General features: G+C 74.9%; 10 protein-coding genes. 1 reads left to right on the forward strand and 9 read right to left on the reverse strand.

The window, feature by feature from the left end:
* Positions 1-9: 9 nt before the first annotated feature.
* From ACZ6IM_RS00165 to ACZ6IM_RS00205, 9 genes are all read right to left on the reverse strand, one after another.
* Positions 10-1,563: a hypothetical protein gene (locus ACZ6IM_RS00165; protein ID WP_469553417.1), complete on the reverse strand. Its 1,554-nt coding sequence runs from the start codon at positions 1,561-1,563 to the stop codon at positions 10-12.
* Between the two features lie 103 nt (positions 1,564-1,666).
* Complete coding sequence (locus ACZ6IM_RS00170; protein ID WP_052841749.1) at positions 1,667-2,992, reverse strand: hypothetical protein; 1,326 nt, start codon at positions 2,990-2,992, stop codon at positions 1,667-1,669.
* On the reverse strand, positions 2,989-5,223 hold the full coding sequence (locus ACZ6IM_RS00175; protein WP_469553421.1) for a bifunctional glycosyltransferase/CDP-glycerol:glycerophosphate glycerophosphotransferase: 2,235 nt from the start codon (positions 5,221-5,223) through the stop codon (positions 2,989-2,991). Before ACZ6IM_RS00175 ends, ACZ6IM_RS00170 begins: the two co-directional genes overlap by 4 nt.
* Positions 5,224-5,230: 7 nt before the next feature.
* Positions 5,231-7,438, reverse strand: coding sequence for a bifunctional glycosyltransferase/CDP-glycerol:glycerophosphate glycerophosphotransferase (locus tag ACZ6IM_RS00180; RefSeq protein ID WP_469553422.1), 2,208 nt, complete (start codon positions 7,436-7,438; stop codon positions 5,231-5,233).
* Positions 7,439-7,512: 74 nt separating this feature from the next.
* Complete coding sequence (locus ACZ6IM_RS00185; RefSeq protein ID WP_469553424.1) at positions 7,513-9,798, reverse strand: bifunctional glycosyltransferase/CDP-glycerol:glycerophosphate glycerophosphotransferase; 2,286 nt, start codon at positions 9,796-9,798, stop codon at positions 7,513-7,515.
* 165 nt (positions 9,799-9,963) lie between these two features.
* The gene (locus ACZ6IM_RS00190; RefSeq protein ID WP_052841745.1) at positions 9,964-10,845 is read right to left on the reverse strand and encodes a carbohydrate ABC transporter permease; all 882 of its coding nucleotides are present in this window, start codon (positions 10,843-10,845) and stop codon (positions 9,964-9,966) included.
* A complete protein-coding gene (locus ACZ6IM_RS00195; protein ID WP_469553426.1) occupies positions 10,842-12,206 on the reverse strand; it encodes a carbohydrate ABC transporter permease in 1,365 nt (454 codons plus the stop codon). The genes ACZ6IM_RS00190 and ACZ6IM_RS00195 overlap by 4 nt, the downstream gene beginning before the upstream one ends.
* Before the next feature lie 4 nt (positions 12,207-12,210).
* Entirely contained in the window at positions 12,211-13,608 is a 1,398-nt protein-coding gene (locus ACZ6IM_RS00200) for an ABC transporter substrate-binding protein (protein ID WP_052841743.1), read from the reverse strand.
* Between the two features lie 242 nt (positions 13,609-13,850).
* Positions 13,851-17,702, reverse strand: a complete 3,852-nt coding sequence (locus tag ACZ6IM_RS00205; RefSeq protein WP_052841742.1) for an FHA domain-containing protein — start codon at positions 17,700-17,702, stop codon at positions 13,851-13,853.
* 397 nt (positions 17,703-18,099) lie between these two features.
* Here ACZ6IM_RS00205 and ACZ6IM_RS00210 point away from each other — a divergent pair, with 397 nt between their 5' ends.
* Positions 18,100-19,740 carry a serine/threonine-protein kinase gene (locus ACZ6IM_RS00210; RefSeq protein ID WP_052841741.1) on the forward strand — a complete coding sequence of 547 codons (1,641 nt, stop codon included), beginning with the start codon at positions 18,100-18,102 and terminating at the stop codon, positions 19,738-19,740.
* Positions 19,741-19,858 lie beyond the last annotated feature (118 nt).

The following is a 19,858-nucleotide window of genomic DNA, read 5'->3' on the forward strand; positions in this document are numbered from 1 at the left end:
GGAAAGCGCTCATCCGACCCGCGCCAGCACCTCCCCCGTCCGCTCGCTCCACGCCACCACCACCGCCTCCTCGGGCACCGGGTGCCAGCGGGTCAGCAGCAGCCAGCGGACGTGGTAGCGGCGGACGACGGCGGCGCGGTCGGCGCGGGTCGAGTCCGGCGCGAGGTACGCCTCGACGTCGGCCGCCCGCCGCCCGCGCTCCCGCTCGTCCAGCGCCGGGTCCGGCCAGGCCGGCGCCGCGAGGTTCGGCCCGTACCCGGCGATGGCGTGCCCGGCGTAGTAGCCGTCGGTGATCACGACCTCGCCGGGTCCGATGTGCCGGGCCGCCCAGGTGTACGCCGGCCAGTGGGGCGGCTGCTCGAAGCCCACCGGGTCCAGCGCGCGCGGCACCACCGCCCCCGCGTGGACCGTGAGGAACCCCAGCAGCGCACCGGCCGTCGCGGTCCAGCCCAGCGCCGCCCGCCACCGCCCCCACGGCCGGGGCGCCGCCAGCTCCACCGCCAGGGCGAACTGCAACGGCACCAGCGTGAGCCCGAGGATCCGGCCGTAGGTGTAGTGGCCGCTGAACCAGCCGTACGCCACCACCGCGCAGTCCAGGGCGAACATCAGCACCAGCGGGTCCCGCGGCGAACGGCGTCCGCGTGCCCACAGGGCCGGCAGGCCGAGCAGGGCCAGCCAGAACTCCCCGGGCAGGTGGAGGTACAGGACCCGGTGCATCGCGTCCACGCTGTCGTCGTCGGCCAGCGCGAACACGTCGAAGTACGGCCAGGCCGCCGCCGCCCCCACCGCCACGGCGCCGGCCAGTGCCCACCGCCCCACGACCGGACCGCGCCACCCGCGCTGCCACCCGGCCACCAGCGCCACCGCGCCGAGCACCGCCGCCACCGAGGTGATCGGGTGGACGAGGAGGATCAGGCCGTACAGGGCGCCGAGCCCCGCGTAACCGGGCAGGCCGCGCAGTCCGCTCGGCCCCACGTACCGCACCCGGCGCCGGTCCCGGGCCCGTGCGCCGGTCAGGGCCCAGGCCCAGAAGGTGAGCCCGATCGCGAAGGCCGACGGGTAGCCGAGGTTGCCCGTCATCGACATCAGCCCGAGATAGCCGCTCCACCACGCCCGCTCGGTGCCCCACAGCAGCGTCATCGCGCCCAGAGCGAGGACCGGCGCCCACGGCCGCGGGGTCAGCACCCGCACGAAGCGGCCCAGGCCGGTCAGCAGCACCAGCAGGTTCAGCGGCCCGGCGAGCCGCACCACCTCCCAGCCGCCCAGCCCCGTCAGCCGGGCGAACGCGCCCTGCGCCACCGCGTACGGCGAGTAGTACGCGCTGCCCGCGCCCGGCAGGTCGGCCATCGGATGCCGGGGGTGCAGCAGGTTCTCCTTCAGGCGCTCGACGACGGCCGCGTGCTGGCCGGCGTCGCAGCACAGCGGCACCGCCCAGTACGCCAGCGCCATCACGAGGAAGAAGAGGAAGCCGGCCGCCTGGTACGGGGTGGGGCGCCAGGCGCGGCCGCCGCGCAGCGCCGTCGCGCCGCGCACCGGCCGTCGGACGAGGGCGTCGGCGCTCACGACACAGCGGGAGTGTGGGGCATTCGGGACATTTGGCGTATGTTCCCGGCGGGGTCGCCCCCGTCAATCCCTCAGCGGCCCAAGTCACCCGGGTAGCGGACGCTCAGCCGACCGCGCTCGCCCGGTCCGGCTGTCCCTGCGCGGGCAGCGGCACCCGGCCGCCCCGCACCACCGGCTCCAGGAGCAGCGGCACCCCCACCACCGGCAGCAGCCACGCCAGCACGATCAGCCGCTCGCCCCAGATGTTGATGTCCGGGTGCCCGGCCTGGGTGAGGATGCCGGTGAACGCCGCCGCGACCAGGAAACCGCCGACCGCGCCGCCGCGCCGCAGGGCACCCCACGCCCCGGCGGCCAGCGCCGCCAGGAACAGCGGCTGCCACGCCTGCCGGCGCAGCCACTCCACCCAGAAGTTGCCCTGCAACTGCCAGAACTCCGGCCACGGACGCGTGCGGTCGGGACGGGCGAAGTGGTCGGTGAGCAGATCCTGGAGGCTCTCCGCCTCGGACGGATAGTGCAGCAGCCGCGCCAGCAGCAGGGTAGCAACCGCACCGGCCAGGCCCACGGCCGCGAGCGCCAGCACCTCCCGGGGCGCCGGAGCGCCCCGCCCCTGAAGCCGCCGAGCACGTCGCCGGTGCCGGCCCAGGGCGATCACCGCACCGGCCGCCGCCAGGCACAGGCCGAGGAACAGCGCCTGGGAGTGCTTGACCGTGAACAGGGCCAGCAGCGACCCGGCGACCAGCGCCGGCCCGGCCCGTCGCCGGCCCGACCGCAGCGCCAGCGCGCAGCCCCACACCGCCGCCAGGGTCAGTGCCATCAGCAGGCCCTCGGTCATCGGCCGCATCGCGGTCGTCCCGCACGGCAGCACGTAGTACAGCGCCTGCCCGGCCAGCGCGAGCGGCACCCGCACCGACAGCGTCCGCAGGATCAGGAAGACCAGGACGCCGCCCGCGCCCGCGATCACGACCCCCGCGGTCCACAGACCCCACGTCACCCCGAAGGCGAGGACGAAGGGCACCAGGAACGCCGGATAGCCCGGCCGTGCCTCGAAGATCGCCATGAAGCGCTCCGACATGAACGGCACCGTGTGCCCCCCGGTCTCCCCGGCCGCCAGCCGCGGCTGAACCGCCGCCCACTCCTGCTTCCGGCACTGGGCCAGCACGTCGGCGCTGGGGTCGGGGCGGTGGAAGCGGACCACGTGCACGCTCTGGTCCCGGCGGGCCCGCTCCGCCCGGCTCGCGCACACGTAGTCGATGGTGGCCGTGGCCGCCGCGCGCTTGCCCTCGCCCGCCAGGCTCAGGGCGTACGACAGATAGTTCCTGGTGTCGGGGGTGTCCCGGCCGGTGACGTTCGCCAGCTGGAGCGCGGCGAACACGGCGGCCAGGAGCAGCACACCCAGTACCCGGCGGCTCACCGGGCCGCGGGGTCTCATGTGGAGGGCAGCAGGTCGCGTCCGGACGGGACGGCGCGGGCACCGGGGACGCCGGACGGCTCCGGCGCGGGCATCGGCTCACCGAGCAGCAGCGTCCGCACCACCCGCTCGGCGGCCCTGCCGTCCTCGTACTCGCAGTACCGGGCCCGGAAGGACGCCCGCAGCCGCGCCGCCTCCTCGTCCCGCCACGCCCCGGACGCCAGCAGCCACGCCAGCTCCCGGTAGGAGCGCGAGACGTGCCCGGGTGCCTCCTCGGTGATGTCGAAGTACGTGCCGCGGGTCGCCCGGTACGGGCCCCAGTCGTCGGCGTGGATCAGGATCGGCCGGTCCAGGAGGGCGTAGTCGAACATCAGGGCGGAGTAGTCGGTGATCAGCAGGTCGGAGGCGAGCATCAGGTCCTCCACGTGCGGTTCGTCCGTCGCGTCGACCACCACGCCCCGGCGGTGCAGCTCCGCGAGGCCCAGGCCGCGCGCCGGGCCGGTGGCGAGGGACGGGTGCAGGCGCACCACCAGGGTGTGGCCCTCGCCGAGGTCGGCGGCGAGCCGGGCCACGTCGAGACGCTCGACGAGCCCGCCGCGCCGGTACTCGCGGCGGGTCGGCGCGTACAGCACGACGGTGTGGTCCTGGGGGAGGCCGAGCCGCTCGCGGACCCGGCGGCCGTCCTCGGGACCGGCGTCGACCAGGACGTCGTTGCGCGGGCTGCCGGTCCGCGCCGACGCGAAGTGGCAGGGGTAGGCCCGCTCCCAGATCCGCTCCGCGTACCGGCTCGCGACCAGGCTGTGGTCCCAGCGGTCGGCCCGGCGCAGCATCTGCGGCACGTCCAGACCGTGCCGGGCGCCGGGCCTGCCCAGCAGGTCGACGCCCATGTACTTGAGCGGGGTGCCCTGGTGGGTGTGGATGTGGACGCTGCCGTCCCGCTTGGCCACCGTGCCGGGCCAGTTGACGTTGTTGACGAAGAACGCCGCCCGCTCGGTCACCCGGCGGTAGGCGGCACTGCCCAGGACCACGTGCTCGGTGCCCGGCGGCAGCAGGGCGGGGTCCGCCGCGCTCTCCTCGTCCCGCACCACCCACACCCCGCGCAGGTGCGGCGCGAGTTCACGGGCGGCGCGGTGGATCGCGGCGGGGTCGCCGAGCACGCCCCGGTGGGAGAACGCCGAGTACACGACGAGGCCGGGGTCCAGGGAGCGGCGGGGGAGCGCGGCGGCGACCCGGCGGGCCCGCGCCGCGACCGCGCCGCGCGCCTGCCGGGTCCGGCGCTCCGCCTCCCGGGCCGCCCGCCCGGACTGCCGGCGCAACCGGTAGGCGGCGTACGACCCCTCCAGCACCCTGAGTTCGGCCGGAGCCGCCGCGCCCTCGGGCCGGTGCGCGCTGAACATCTCGGCGGTGCGGTGGAAGAACTCGGCCCGGTCGGACGGCGGCAGCCGGTCCGGCTTGGACAGGATGTCCAGGCAGTGCTCGCCCATCTTGGCGTGCAGGAACGGCCGCCACCGGGCCGCCAGCTCCGGGCGGGCGTCGAGGAAGGCGAAGACCCGCTCGTACTGCGCGTGGACGTCGAAGTGCTTGCGGCTGGTGGTGGACAGGATGTTGCCCTGGCGGCGCTGGCGGTAGTTCAGGCAGATCCGGTCCAGTGCGGCGATCCGCTCCGCGCTGAACATCACCGGGAAGGTCCAAGGCGTGTCCTCGTAGTAGCCGGGCGGGAAGGTGAAGCCCTCCCGCTCGACGAAGTCGCGCCGGTAGACCTTGTTCCACACCACCATCAACAGGTCGAGGATCTCGGGGTGGCCGGCCGCCGTGAACGTGCCGTCGCCCGCCTCCGCGAGCACCCGGGCCAGGACGTTGCGGCGGGTGCCGCCCCACCAGTAGGTGCGCGCGTAGTCGAAGACCAGCACGTCCGGGTCGTCGGTCTCCGCGAGCCGGTCCCCCATGGCGCGCAGGGCGCCCGGGGTGAGGGTGTCGTCGCTGTCTAGGAAGAAGAGGTAGTCGCCGGTGGCGTGCGGCAGCCCGGCGTTGCGGGCCCGGCCGAGGCCGACGTTCTCCTCCAGGTGCAGCACGCGCACCCGCTCGTCGCGGGCCGCGTACTCGTCCAGGATCGCCCCCGAGCCGTCCGGGGAGCAGTCGTCGACGGCGATCACCTCGATGTCCCGGAAGGACTGGTCCAGGACCGAGTCGAGGCACTCGCGCAGGAAGCCCTGCACCTTGAAACAGGGGACGATGACGCTGAAGCGGGGCACGGCGGGGTCAGCTCCTTACGAGGGTGGCGGCGGGGGCCGGGACGCGCTCCGCGAGCGGGATCACGGGCGGCAGCGCCTCGGGCGGCTCGCCGAGCAGCACCCGGCGCACGACGCGCTCGGCGGCCCGGCCGTCGTCGAACTCGCAGAACCGCTCCCGGAAGGCGGCCCGCAGTGCCGTCGACTCCGGGCCCGCGTAGGTGCCGTCGGCGAAGACGCGGGCCAGTTCCTCCGGCGTGCGCGCCACCGGCCCCGGGGGCGCCGCCATCAGGTCGAAGTAGACGCCGCGGGTCTCCCGGTAGACGTCCCAGTCCTCGGCGTACACGACGATCGGGCGGTTCAGGTTGGCGTAGTCGAACATGATGGACGAGTAGTCGGTGACCAGCGCGTCCGCGGCCAGGCACACGTCCTCGGAGGAGCGGTGCGCGGTCACGTCGATGATCCGGCCGGTGCGTTCCCGGCTGCCGCCCCGGTCGTAGAAGTAGTGGGCGCGCAGCAGCACCACCACGTCCTCGCCGGCCGCCTCGCAGAACGCCTCCAGGTCCAGGCCGCCCGCGCCGAAGCCGGTCTCCCAGTCCCGGTGCGTGGGCGCGTACAGGACCGCCGTCCTCCCCTCCGGGACGCCCAGTTCGCGCCGGACGCGGGCCACGTCCTCGGCGGTCGCCGTGCAGTAGACGTCGTTGCGCGGATAGCCGTACTCCAGGTGCTCGTAGGAGCCCGGGAAGGCGCGCTCCCACATCTGAGTGGAGTGCCGGTTGGCGGACAGGTTGAAGTCCCAGCGGTCCACCCGGCCGAGCAGCTTGGTGAAGCTGCCCGTGGCCGCCGCCACCACCGGGTACGTCGACTGGTCCACGCCCATCGTCTTCAGCGGCGTGCCGTGCTGGGTCTGCACGTGCACGCTGCCGGGGCGCTTGACGACGCCCTCGGCGAAGTTGGCGTTGTTCACCAGGTACGTGGCGCGGGCCAGCACCTCCCAGTACCGGTGGCTGCCGATGACGGCGTGGTCGACGCCCTCCGGCACGGTGTGCGCCTGGTCCGGCTCGACCAGGAACACCGACTTCAGGTGCGGGGCGAGTTCGCGGGCCCTGGCGTGGATCGCGGCCGGGTTGCAGGCGTAGCCGCGGCCCCAGTAGGCGCAGTACACGACGAGGTTCGGGTCCAGCGGGCGGCGCAGGTGGCGGCGGTAGCGCAGGCGGGTGCGCAGCCCCCGCGGCCACGGCAGGCGGCGCAGCAGGGCGGTCGCCGCGCGGTTGGCGGTGCGCAGCGCGCGGAAGCCCGCGTACGACCCCGACGCCAGCAGCCGGTGCTGCACGCCGAGCCGTCCGCCCGGTGGCCGGTAGCCCGCGGGGCGGTGGCGCCGGTAGAGGCGGCTCGCCCGGCGGTAGAAGACGCGGCGCTCGCGCCGGGTCAGGCGCCGGGGGTGGGTGGCGGTCTTCAGGACCGCCGCGAAGAGCTGCTCGAACAGCGGTCCGCGCCGCTCGGGCGGCAGGCCGAGTCCGGCGGCGTGCGCGAGCGCCAGCTCGGCCTGGTCGAGCAGGTCCGCGTGGTGCTCGCCGGGCAGGTTCAGCCGGTTGCCCTGCCGCCGCACCCGGTGCCGTACGACCACCTCGCGCAGCACCGCCACCCGTTCGGCGCGGGCCGCGACCCGGGCACCGAAGCCGATGTCCGTGTAGTGCCCGGCGGGGAAGTCCAGCCGGCGCTCGGTGAGGAAGGTGCGGCGGTGGACCGCGCTCCAGGCGGGCAGGTGCACGCCGGTCAGCTGCGGGGCGCGGTCGGGGGTGAAGGCGCCGTCCGGGGCCTTCGCCAGCAGCGGGGCGGCCGGGTTGGTGGTCTCGCCCTCCCACCAGGGCACGCGCTCGTACTCGAAGTAGAGGACGTCGACGCCGCCGGTGTCCGCGAGGCGTGCGTCCAGGGCCGTCAGCGCCCCGGGTACGAGGACGTCGTCGCCGTCGAGGAACAGCAGGTACGCGCCGGTCGCCGCCCGCATCCCGGCGTTGCGCGCCCCGGCCAGACCGGCCGACGGCGGCGAGTGCACGGGCGTCACCCGGGAGTCCCGCTCGGCGTGCTCCCCGGCGACGTCCGCCGCGGTGCCGTCCGGGCCGTCGCAGACCGGGATCAGCTCGAAGTCGCCGAAGGACTGGCCGAGGACCGAGTCCAGTGCCTGGGAGAGCCGCCCCGCGACCCCATGGGACGGGACGATGATGCTGAAGCGGGGCATACTGCTCTTTCTCTCGTGGTCCTGGTCCGACTCGTCCCGGTACCAGGGGGGAACTCCCCGTGGGCAAACGGCGGTCAGAGGCTGTCGGTGACGGTGCGGGGCCCCGCGGGTTGCGGCACCGTGGCCAGCGGGGTGCGGGCGAGGACGGCCGCGGCCGAGGGCGCGGGGCGGCGCTCGGCGAGCGGCACGACCGGCGGCAGGTCCGACTCGCCCAGCACCACCCGGCGCACCACGCGCTCGGCGGCGCGGCCGTCGTCGTAGGGGCAGAACCGCTCGCGGAAGGCGGCCCGCAGCCGCGCCGACCGGGCGCCGTGCCACTCGCCGCTGGCGAACAGGCCGATCAGCTCGTCCTCGTCCCGCGCGATCGCGCCCGGCGGGAAGGAGCGCAGGTCGACGTAGGTGCCGCGGGCCGCCTCGTACGCCTCCCGCTCGTGGGCATGGAGCACGATCGGGCGGTCCAGGCCCGCGTAGTCGAACATCAGGGACGAGTAGTCGGTGACCAGGGCGTCCGAGGCCAGGCACAGCGACTCCACGTGCGGGTGGCCGGTGACGTCGAGGACCCGGCCGCCGGACGCGGCGAGCGGGCCGCCGTGCCGGGGGTGGGCGCGGGCCAGCACCATGAAGCGCGGGCCGAGCCGGCGCACGACGCGCTGCAGGTCCAGGGCGGAGCGCTGGGTGCGCCGGTAGTCGCGGTGGGCGGGCGCGTACAGGATCGCGACCGTGCCCTCGGGGATGCCGAGGGTCTCGCGCAGCCGGGCCACGTCCGCCGCCGTCGCCCGCTGGAGGACGTCGGTGCGCGGCTGGCCGTACTCCAGGGTGGTCCAGCCGCCGGGGTGCACCCGTTCCCAGGTCAGGGTGGAGTGGCGGTTGGCGGAGACCACGTAGTCCCAGGTGCCGGCCTCGCGCAGCAGCCGGGCGAAGTCGGTGCCGCGCGCGGCGGCCGGGTGCTCCTGGAGGTCCAGGCCCATGTGCCCCAGCGGGGTCCCGGTCTGCGTCTGGACCAGGATCTGCCCCCGGCGCCTGACCAGGCCCGCGCCGAAGGCGGCGTCGCACACCAGGTAGCGGGAGCGGGCCAGGGCGGTCCAGTGGGCGGCCGTGCCCGGGGTCAGTCGGCGCGTGCCGGGCGGCACGGTGTGGTGGAGCACCGGGTCGGCGGCCCACGCCGTGCGCACGTGCGGCGCGAGGCGGCGGAACGCCTCCTCCAGGGCGCCCGGGTCGCGGCCGTACCCCCGGTCGCCCTCGACGGCGAAGACGGCACGGTCGGCGCGGAGCGGGAGGCAGCGCTGGAGGCGGTAGTGCAGGCGCAGGGCGCCGGTGCGGGCGGCGCGCAGCAGCCCCGCGGTGACCTTCGCCGTGCGGCGGCGCAGGGCGGAGGCGAGGCGCAGCGCCCCGTAGGTGCGGCGCAGGCCGAGGCGGAGCAGGGCGTGGCGGAGACGGACGGGCAGCGGAGCCCGGGCGCCGGGGACCCGGTAGCGGCGGCAGTGCACGCGGGCCCGGCGCAGGAACTCGGCGCGCAGGGAGCGCGGGAGGCGGTCGGGGCGGGTGTACACCATCGTGAGGTGGTCGGCCATGCGGCGGTACAGGACCGGCCGCCAGCGGGCCAGCTCCTCGCGCGCCTCCGGGTGCGTCTGCGTGCGCGACTCCAGGAACGCGAAGACGCGGTCGTACTGTGTGAAGACGTCCAGGTGCCGCTCGCTCGGCGTGCCCAGGATGCTGCCCCGCAGGCGCTGCCGGTAGTGGACGCAGACCCGGTCCAGGGTGGCGATGGAGCCCGCCGTCATCAGCACCGGGTACGTCCACGGGGTGTCCTCGTAGTAGCCCGGCGGGAAGGCGAGCCCCTCGCGCTCGGCGAACTCCCGCCGCACCGCCTTGTTCCAGGCCACCATCAGCAGCTCCAGCAGCCCCGGCCGGTCGCTGAGCCGGAACGGCGCCGGGCCCTGCTCGGTGAGGTGCGCGGCGGCCCGGTTGCGCACCGTCTCACCGGTCCAGTACGTGCGCGCGTAGTCGTAGACCAGGACGTCCGGCTCGCCCGTCTCCTTGATCCGGTCGGCGATGCCGCGCAGCGCGTGCGGGGTGAGGGTGTCGTCACTGTCGAGGAAGACCAGGTAGTCGCCGCCCGCCCGGTCCATCCCGGCATTGCGGGCGGGGCCCAGGCCCTCGTTGCGCGGCAGGCGCAGGACGCGGACGCGCGGGTCGAGGGCCGCGAACTCGTCGGCGATCGCGCCGCAGGCGTCCGGCGAGCAGTCGTCGACCACGATCACCTCGAAGTCCGGGTACGACTGGGCCAGCACCGACTCCAGGCACGCGTGCAGATAAGCCTGCACCTGGTACGCGGGAACGATGACACTGAACCTGGGCACGGGGACATCCATCGGTCGGCGGGATCGGTGCGGGCGTTCGGCCCGGCAACGTCCCGCGGAGCGGGTTGGTTACGGTCCCCGGGGCATTCGGGGGACGTTGTGCCCGTACGGATGAGGGGGCGGACCGGAGACCGGCCCGCCCCCTCAAGGGTGGTGTCGAGGCGGTTACTTGACGGCGCCCGCCATGACGCCGGAGACGAACTGCCGCTGGAACGCGAAGAACACGGCCAGCGGGATCACCATGGAGATGAACGCGCCCGGTGCCAGCACGTCGATGTTGTTGCCGAACTGCCGTACCTGCGTCTGCAGGGCTACCGTGATCGGCTGGCTGTCGGAGTCCGAGAAGATCAGCGCGACCAGCATGTCGTTCCACACCCACAGGAACTGGAAGATGCCCAGGCTGGCGATCGCGGGCCCGCCGAGCGGCATCACCACCCGGACGAACAGCCGCAGTTCACCGGCGCCGTCCAGGCGGGCCGCCTCCAGCAGCTCCCTCGGGATCTCCGCGAAGAAGTTCCGCAGCAGGAACACCGCGAAGGGCAGTCCGAAACCGACGTGGAAGAGGATCACGCCGAGCATCGAGCCGAACAGGCCGATCTTGCCGAAGAGTTCGGCGATCGGGATCAGGGCGACCTGCACGGGTACCACGAGCAGCCCGACCACCGCCAGGAACCACCAGTCGCGGCCCGGGAAGTCCATCCACGCGAAGGCGTATCCGGCCAGGGCCCCGATGACCACGACCAGGACGGTCGCGGGGACGGTGATCAGCGCGGTGTTGAGGAGGGAGGAGGTGATGTCGCCGTTCTTCAGCAGCTCCTCGTAGCTCTGGAAGGTGAGCTGCGAGGGCTCGGTGAAGACCTTCCACCAGCCCTCGGCCGCCATGTCCTCGGGCGTGCGAAGCGAGGACAGCAGCAGCCCGATCGTCGGGACCAGCCAGAACAGGCCGACCACGATCAGGAACACCCGGACGAGACCGCCGCTGACGGCCTCGGTGAGCCGGGACCCGAGCGTCCGCCGGGCGGTGAGGGAACCCGTGTCCGCGGTCATCGCCGCACCTCCCGCCGAAGTCGCCGTACGTTGAACCACATCACCGGGATGACCAGGAGCAGCAGGAACACCGCGATGGCGCTGGCGACGCCCGGCTGGTCCGAGGCGAAGCCCTTGCGGTACAGCTCCAGGGCGAGCACGTTCGCGTCGTCCTGGGAGGAGCCCGGGGCGATGATGAAGACCAGGTCGAAGACCTTCAGCACGTTGATCATCAGGGTGACGACCACGACCGCGAGGACGGGTGCGAGGAGCGGCACCGTGACCCGTCTGAAGACCTGCCACTCGTTGGCGCCGTCCACCCGGGCGGCTTCGAGCAGCTCGCGGGGCATGCCCGCCAGTCCGGCCGCGATCAGCACCATCGCGAAGCCCGCCCACATCCATACGTACGATCCGATGATCGCCGGGGTGACCAGGGAGGGGCCGAGCCAGTTCAGGCCGTTGTACGGCTCCTTGAAGTTGTCGGCGGGCAGCCTGAGCAGCGCCCCGTCCGCCGCCGCGGGCAGCGTGAAGGTGCCGTCCCCGGCCGCCGTGGTCGACGCCACGACCTCGCCGTCCTTGACCGCCTCGATCTTCATCCCGGCGTAGCCCAGCTCGGCCGCGTCGACGCCGCCGAGCTTGCCGACGCCCTTGCCGCGGGTGAAGTCCTGCCAGGTGGTGCCGGTGACCTTCCCGTCCGCGGGCTCGGCGGTCGCGGCCTTCTTCGCTCCGTCGGGCATCAGGTCGGGGGCGACGCCCACCAGGGGCAGGACGACCGGGGTGCCCGCGCTCACCGGCTGCTTCGTGATGAACGCGCCCCCGCCGGCGGGCTTCAGTGGCGAGTCGCGGCCCGGGTGCGCCTTCGGGAACGCGGACGACTCGGCGAACGTGTCGTGCACCCCGACCCACACCGCGTTGGCGACGCCCTTGTCCGGGTCCTGGTCGTACACCAGGCGGAAGATGATGCCGGCGGCGAGCATCGAGATCGCCATCGGCATGAAGACGACCAGCTTGAACGCCGTGCCCCAGCGGATGCGTTCGGTCAGCACCGCGAAGATCAGACCCAGCGCGGTGGCGACCGTCGGCGCGAACACCACCCAGATGATGTTGTTCTTCAGGGCGGTGCGGATGCCGTCGTCGGTGAACAGCGTCTCGTAGTTGTCGAACCCGGCGAAGGAGTCGCCGGACTGGTCGTAGAAGCTGCGGATCAGCGAGTACCCGATCGGGTAGACCACGAGCGCGCCGAGCAGCACCAGGGCGGGCAGCAGGAACAGCGCCGCCACGGACCTGCGGGTGCCGGTCACGCTCCTGCGCGACTTGGGGGCGGCGGGGACCGGCGGGCCTTGGGGGGCCTGGCCGGTTCCCGTCGCCGTGGCCGACGTCATGGCCTCAGCCCCCGTAGGCGGCGGCCGCGTCCGCCTCCAGCTTCGCCTGGGCGCCCGCGACGTCCTTCGGGTTCTTCAGGAAGTCCTGCAGCGCCTTCCACTCGCCCTTGCCGGGGGTGCCGCCGAAGGCCTGCGGGGCCTGGTCCGACATGTCGAAGCGGAAGTCGTCACCGGCCGCGACCAGCGCCTCGGCGATCTTCTTCTGCACCTCGTTCGGATACACCGAGGAGTCGATGCTCTTGTTGGGCGAGAGGAACCCGCCGAGCTTCGCCTGGATCGCCGCCGCGTCCGGCGAGGCCAGCCAGGTGGCCAGCGCCTGCGCCGCCTTGGAGTCCTTGAGGACCACGGCCGCGTCGCCGCCGGACACCACCGGCGCGGTGTCGCCCACCGCCGGGAAGGGGAACACCTTCGCGTCCGTGCCGACCTTCGCCTTGGTCTCGCCGATGTTGACCTGGGCGAAGTCGCCCTCGTAGACCATGCCCGCCTTGGGCTGGTCGCCACCGGTGAAGGTCTGCGTCACCGAGGCCGGGAACTCCGTCTGGAGCGCGCCGGAGGCGCCGCCCGCGACGAAGTCCTTCTTGCCCCAGATCTCCGCGAGGGTGGTCAGGGCCTGCTTCACGGACGGGTCCGTCCACTTGATCTCGTGCTGGGCGAGCTGGTCGTACTTCTCCGGGCCCGCCTGCGAGAGGTAGACGTTCTCGAACCAGTCGGTGAGCGTCCAGCCGTCCGCGCCGCCCACGGAGAACGGGGTGACACCGGAGTCGTAGACCGTCTGGGCCGTGTCGAGCAGCTCGTCCCAGGTCTTCGGCTCGGCGGCGCCCGCGTTCTCGAAGACCTGGGCGTTGTACCAGATCAGCGACTTGTTGGCGGCCTTGTAGTACACGCCGTACTGCTTGCCGCCGACCTTGCCTATGTCCTGCCAGCCCTGCGAGTAGTTCTCGCCGAGTTCCTTGGTCGCCTCGGCGCCCAGCGGCTTGGCCCAGCCCTTGTCCACGGCCTGCTTGATGGCGCCGGGCTGCGGGAGCATCGCCACGTCCGGCGGGGCGCCGCCCGCGATCTTCGAGCCGAGGAAGTTGATGATCGGGTCCTGGGCGGGCACGAAGGTCACCTTGGCGCCGGTGCGCTTCTCGAACTCGGTGAGGACCTTCTTGAAGTTCTCCTGCTCGGTGCCGGTCCAGACGGCGGCGACCTCCAGGCTCTCGCCGTCCAGCTTCGGGAGGGTGACGGAGGTGGCCGGCTGCTTGGTGCCCCCGCCCTTGTCGCCGCTGTCGTCGCTGCCGTTGTCGTCGTCCCCGCCGCACGCGGTGAGCGAGAGCGCGAGTGCTCCCGCGGCGAGGGCGGCGGCGGCCCGGGTGGTCCTCTTGACGGTTCCGCGTGTCCGGAAGGTGCTGCTCGTGCGCATCACTGCCCCGTTCTTCGTTCCTCGTCGAACGCTCGGCGCTGTCCAGTGCGCTCTGGTGTACGCCAGGGGGGTGAGGGCGGCAAGGGCGCGTCCGCGGTCAACGGGGGGATCGTGACCGCGTCGTGACCATGATCAGGCGTCCGGCGTCGGTGCGGGCGTCTCGGGACCGCCGCCCCCGGGCCCCCGCTCCGGCCCGGACTGCCTCGTCCCCGGCCGCCGGACGGGCCGGGTGGGCACGGGCGTTACAGGAGTGACGGGACCTCCGCCGCCGAGACCTCCCGGGCCGCCCGCTCCAGCGCGCTGGCCAGCAGCGCCAAGTCGGTGGGCCCGTTGCCCAGTTCGCGTACGGGGCGGCGGGTGGGCGGGTCGCCCATGCGGTGCCACTCCAGCGGGACCACCGTGGGGCGCAGGGTCGCCGTGCGCGGGATGCGGCCGGTGACGCGGCCGCCCTGGAAGGCGGTGACGTGACCGTCGGGGCGGGTCAAGCGCCCGCGTCCGGGGGCCGGTTCGTCCGGGCCCGGCGCCGTGGCGTCCAGCGTGATGCGCAGGGTCGCGCGCAGGGCGGGCTCGGTACGGTCCGTACGGCCGCCCGGCGCGGTGGCGGCCACCAGATGGACGCCGAGCCGCTCGCCCTCCCGCGCGACGGCCTCCAGCGCCCGCATCACCGAGCCCGCCGCGGGCCGCCCGGGGGAGCCGAGCGGGGGCGTCACCAGGGCGTCGAGGTCGTCGACGACCACGACGAGGCGGGGGAGCGGCGGGACGGGACCCGTCCGGCGCCTGGCGGCGGCCGGGCGAAGCCGCAGGGTGGAGCTGGGCGGGGACTCGACGTCCCCGGAGTCGGAGACCGGCGCGGGCCCCGTGGTCGTCGGGGTGCGCTGGGCGACGAGCCGGCCCGACAGCTCCCGCCCGGTGTGCCACTCGGTGAAGTCCGACCGCCCGAGCAGCTCGGCGCGCCGCTTCAGCTCGGCGCTCAGGGACTGGGCGAACTCCCGCATGCGCACGGGGTCGTTGGCGGTGAGGTGCGTGGTGACGTGCGGTACGTCCGTGCACACGCGCAGGCCCTCGCCGTGGGCGCCGCCCGAACTCACGCTGTCGCGGCCGTCCATGAGGACGACGCCGAGCCGGTCGGGGCGCTCGGCGGAGGCGAGTGAGGCGACGAGCGCCCGCAGCAGCTCGGTCCGGCCGCTGCCGGGCGGTCCCTCGATCAGCAGGTGCGGGCCCTCGGCGGCCAGGTCGACCGGGACGGGGCCGCGCGGACCGGCGCCCAGCACCGCCTGAGCGCGTCCGCCGAGGGACTGCGTGTCGTCCGCCGCGGCGGCCCAGCGGGCCATCAGGGAGGCGGGGGTGGCCCGGGCCAGGCCCAGCTCGTCGAGGAGCCGGGCCGTCTGGGGCAGCGGCGCGGAGACGCGCGTGTGCCGCTCGCCGCCGGTGGCGGTGTCGGTGCGCAGCGGGGCCAGGGCGCGCGCGAACCGCTCGGCCCAGGGCAGGGACACGGCGTCCACCGTGCCGAGGGTGCCGTGACCGACCGGACCGGCGGGGGCGGCCGGGGACGCGTTCGTGCCCGTGCGGGCGACGCGCAGCAGGCGCAGGGTCGTCGCCACGTCGCCGCTGAGCAGCGCCACGGCACCGCACTCCCGGAACACCGGCGACACCGCGCAGGCCGCCTCGTACGTCCGCGTCACCGGGGAGGTGGGGGAGGCGGCGGCCGTCTCGGCGAGGCACACGACGTGGACACCGGCCCGCGGGCCCTCCAGGGCCAGCCGCGCCACCGCCTCGCGTACGTCGGCACCGCCGGGGTCGCCGTCCACGACGACCACCGTGTACGGCCCGGTGAAGCCGCCGGAGGGGTCGGTGCCGGGGTCGTCGGGCCGTGCCCAGGAGGGCTGCGGGCGGACGGTGCCCGTGGCCGCCGCCGTGTCCGTGGCCCTCTCCGTGACCGTGCCTCGGGGGCGTGCTCCGGACCGGGCCTCGTCCGCGAGGCGGTCGTCCAGGCGGCGGAGCAGTTCGGCGGCGCGGGCGGTGGCCTGTTCGCGGTCGTGGGCGAGCAGCAGGCGGCAGTCCTGGCCGTGTCCCGGGCGCACCTGCGGCAGCCAGCCCAGCCAGGACCACTCGGCCGTCCGCTCGGCGAGCGGACGGGAACGGTCCGCGCTGATCAGGACGATCTCCAGGGTGTCCGCGGAGTGCAGCGCGGCGAGCTGCGCCAGCACCGAACGGGCCAGCCCGGTGAGCCGCTCCCGCGGGCCCGCGAGGCCGAGTGCGCCGACCTCGCGCAGATCGGCGGTCACCGGCACGGCGGGCAGCGGGGCGTCGCCGCCGGGCACCACCCGATCGGCCGTACCGAGCCGCACGGTGAGCGCCTCCGGGTGGCCCGGGCCGCGCTCCCACAGCCGAGGTCCCGGTCCCAGCGCCGTCAGCAGCAGCGAGGCGGGGTCCGGCCAGGTCTCCGGGGCGTGCGAGGTGCCGGACGGGGCCGCCGGTGCCGGCCCGGGCCCCGCCCCGTCGCGCGCGTACGTGCCGGACACCGGGGACTCCGGAGCGGCTCCGCGCCCGCCGGCCAGCCGCCGCGCCCACGCCCCTATCCCACCGCGCCTGCGCACCTCCTGCGGCACGTCGGTACCGCGCGGGGGAGTCCCCTTGCGCCCGGAGCGGGCGCCCGGAGCGCCCTCACCGGCCGTGTCCGCACCGGTCGCGCCCCGGCCGGTCGTCCGCGGGGCCGGAGTGCCGTAGTCGCCGGGGCCGGTGCCGCCGGTGCGGGGGGTGCCGGCGCCGGCCGTGTCGGTACGGGCCGCGCCCGGTGCGGAGGGCCCCGCGTCGTACCGGTCGTCCCCGCCGGGCGGGTGCTGGCCGTGTGCCCGCGGGGCCGGTGCGCCGTGGTCGCCCGCGCCGGACCCGCCGGGGTGGGGCGCGCCCGCGCCGGACCCGCCGGTCGCGTACGCCCCCGCGCCCCGGACGCCGCCGTGTGTCTCGCCCCCGGCGGGGGACTGTCGGCGCAGCCCCGCCGTGGGGCCGGTGCCGTGGCTCTCGATGCGGGGCGCCCCGCCCTGGCCGGGAACCTGCGGCGGCTCGACGGGACCCCGGCCCGTCTCGTACCCCGAGGTGCCGTACGCGTGGTGGGTGCGGCCCTGGGGCCGGGGCGTGCCGTCCGGTCCGGTGCCGTGGCGTGCGGTGTCCTGGGGGCTCCCCTCCGCCGTACCGGTCAGGCGCCCGTCCCCACCGACCGCACCGGTCGCCCGGGCGAACCCCGTCGGTCCGTCCGGTCCGGCCGGCCGGTCCGCGGGGGAGTGCGCCGGGCCCGACGCGCGGGAGCGGGCATCCGCGTCGCGCGCCTGCCCCTCGGCCCCGTCGGCCACGCGCGCGTGGGCCACCGCGTCGCCGTCCCCGGCGCCCGACGAGGGCGTCCGGTGCCCGGTCAGCCGTACGTGGCCCTCCCCGTCCGGTGTCGTCTCCACCCGCGCCTCGGCCGCCGGCGGCACCGGCACCAGCCGCAGGGCCGACTCGCCGATCCGCAGCAGCGCGCCCGGCGGGAAGCGGACCGGGCGGTCGCCCACGCGGGTGCCGTCCAGGGTGGTGCCGTTGGTGGAGCCGAGGTCGGCGACCGAGACGCGGGCGTCGGGACCCACGGTCACGGCGCAGTGCATCCGGGAGACGTCCGGATCGTCGAGGGCGACATCGGCGTCGGCGGAGCGGCCGAGCCGGATCTGGCCGCCGTGCAGGAGGTGGACGCCGCCCGCGTCGGGGCCCGCGACCACGTGGAGCTGGGCGGGGACGTCCGCCGGCTCGGTGTGCGGGTCGGGCTCGCCCGGGGCGCCCAGGCAGAGCACGGCGCCGTCGATCAGCGGGGGCTCGCCCAGGGTGCTGCGCTGGGCGTCCAGGCGCTGCGCACCGGCGTACAGCACCACCTGGCCGGAGCCCGGGCCCTCGCCGGGGAGCGCGGCGGACAGCGCGGAGGCGACCGCGGCCAGGGCGGTGCCGGCCGGAGCGGTGACGAGTACGTCACACCGCGCGCCGCGCTCCCCCACGGAAGCGGCCGAAGCGGCCGGGGCAGCCGAAGCATGCGGGCCCAGCGGGTCTACGACGGTCAGCCGGATCTGCATCGCCGTAAGCGGTCCCTTCGCGCGGGCGCCCGCACGCCAGGACAGAAGCCGTCACCACGGTCCCCCACCGCGGACTTCCCCCACCGTCACACGAGCACGTCGGCCAGTACTGCACGCATCCTCGCACCTGCCACTGACAACGCGCCCGTCTCCCGCCGTCAAATGATCTTGATTGGTCGGCTCTGCCCCCAAAAATGCCTGACGGGTGCCCTGCGGATGATCGAATGCCGTCCGCTTGAGATCGCTCACGTGCGGGCAGCGGCAACCAAGGGACCGGGTCGAGCGTCTTTCCTTCGAACGTGGCCCGGAGGGCGGCACTACAGTTGGGTCCGACTGGGACCGACCGGTTCTGGAACAGTGGGTCCGAACAGCCAGCAAGCAACTAGGAGCGCATGACGTGCGGCCGGTAGGCAGCAAGTACCTCCTCGAGGAGCCCCTCGGCCGCGGCGCCACGGGCACGGTCTGGCGCGCCCGCCAGCGCGAGACCGCGGGCGCCGAGGCGGCCGTGGCCGGACAGCCCGGCGAGACCGTCGCGATCAAGGTCCTCAAGGAAGAGCTCGCGAGCGACGCCGACATCGTGATGCGCTTCCTGCGCGAGCGCTCCGTCCTGCTCCGGCTCACCCACCCCAACATCGTCCGGGTCCGCGACCTGGTCGTCGAGGGCGAGCTGCTGGCCCTCGTCATGGACCTCATCGACGGTCCGGACCTGCACCGCTACCTGCGCGAAAACGGGCCGCTCACCCCGGTCGCCGCGGCCCTGCTCACCGCGCAGATCGCCGACGCCCTCGCCGCCAGCCACGCCGACGGCGTCGTCCACCGCGACCTGAAGCCGGCCAACGTCCTGCTGAAGCAGACCGGCGGCGAGATGCACCCGATGCTCACCGACTTCGGCATCGCCCGCCTCGCCGACTCGCCCGGCCTCACCCGCACCCACGAGTTCGTCGGCACGCCCGCCTACGTGGCGCCGGAGTCCGCCGAGGGCCGCCCGCAGACCTCCGCCGTCGACGTCTACGGCGCCGGCATCCTGCTCTACGAGCTGGTCACCGGCCGTCCCCCGTTCGGCGGTGGCTCCGCCCTGGAGGTGCTGCACCAGCACCTGAGCGCCGAACCGCGCCGCCCCTCCACCGTCCCCGACCCGCTGTGGACGGTCATCGAGCGCTGCCTGCGCAAGAACCCCGACGAACGGCCCAGCGCCGAGAACCTCGCCCGCGGCCTGCGCGTCGTCGCCGAGGGCATCGGCGTGCACGCGAACAGCGCCCAGATCGGCGCCGCCGAGAACGTGGGCGCGCTCCTGGCCCCCGACCCGGCGCCCGCGCAGGTCCCGGACGCCCCCGGTGCCGCCGACCCGACGCAGGTGCTGCCGCACAACGCGCAGAGCCCGAGCGGCGCCTACGACCCCAACGGCGCGACCAGCGTCCTGCCGCAGACCGGCAACGCCGCGGGCGCCCCCGACCCCACCGCCGTCATGCCGCCGGTGCCGCCGGGCGCCCCGGGACAGGGCGGCCCCGAGGACCCGCACCCCTGGCAGAACCAGCTGCGCGCCGCCCGCGACCGCAACGAGCAGACGCAGGTCCAGTACCTCGACCCGAACCAGGACCCGCTGCGCCGCCGCCCCCAGCGGCAGGTCTCCCGCCCGCCGCAGCAGCCGCGCCAGGCCCCGCCGCCCCAGCAGCCCGGCTACGGCTACCCGCAGCAGCAACAGCCGCAGCGCTACGCCACCCCGCAGCCCCAGCCCCAGCAGCGCCCCCAGCCGCAGCGGTACGCCCCGCCGCCCACGCCCGAGCCGCAGCCGCCCCGGCGCGAGCCCAGGCCGCCCCGGCAGCGCGGCGCCAACCCGATGCGCATCCCGGGCCTCGGCTGCCTCAAGGGATGCCTGTTCACGCTCGTCATCCTGTTCGTGGCCAGCTGGCTGATCTGGGAACTGAGCCCGTTGCAGGACTGGATCGGCACCGGCAAGGGTTACTGGGACCAGCTCACCGACTGGTTCACCACCGTGACCGACTGGATCGGGGACCTGGGCGGCTCCGGCGGAGGCTGAGTCTCTCCGGCGCGGGCCGAGTCTGGAGACTTGTCGACATCCGGAGGGTGATTTCCGCCTCCGCCGTGAAGGTCGGCTCCTGGGACGCGTACTTTTAGGCGCAACACGCGTCGGTAGG

Source organism: Streptomyces sp. NPDC042336, assembly GCF_055581985.1.

What these genes read in the sequence shown, in the direction of transcription:
- ACZ6IM_RS00170 (WP_052841749.1), bottom strand. Translation starts at nt 2,992, where the DNA reads ATGAGACCCCGCGGCCCGGTGAGCCGCCGGGTACTGGGTGTGCTGCTC.
- ACZ6IM_RS00180 (WP_469553422.1), bottom strand. Translation starts at nt 7,438, where the DNA reads ATGCCCCGCTTCAGCATCATCGTCCCGTCCCATGGGGTCGCGGGGCGG.
- ACZ6IM_RS00190 (WP_052841745.1), bottom strand. Translation starts at nt 10,845, where the DNA reads ATGACCGCGGACACGGGTTCCCTCACCGCCCGGCGGACGCTCGGGTCC.
- ACZ6IM_RS00195 (WP_469553426.1), bottom strand. Translation starts at nt 12,206, where the DNA reads ATGACGTCGGCCACGGCGACGGGAACCGGCCAGGCCCCCCAAGGCCCG.
- ACZ6IM_RS00200 (WP_052841743.1), bottom strand. Translation starts at nt 13,608, where the DNA reads ATGCGCACGAGCAGCACCTTCCGGACACGCGGAACCGTCAAGAGGACC.
- ACZ6IM_RS00205 (WP_052841742.1), bottom strand. Translation starts at nt 17,702, where the DNA reads ATGCAGATCCGGCTGACCGTCGTAGACCCGCTGGGCCCGCATGCTTCG.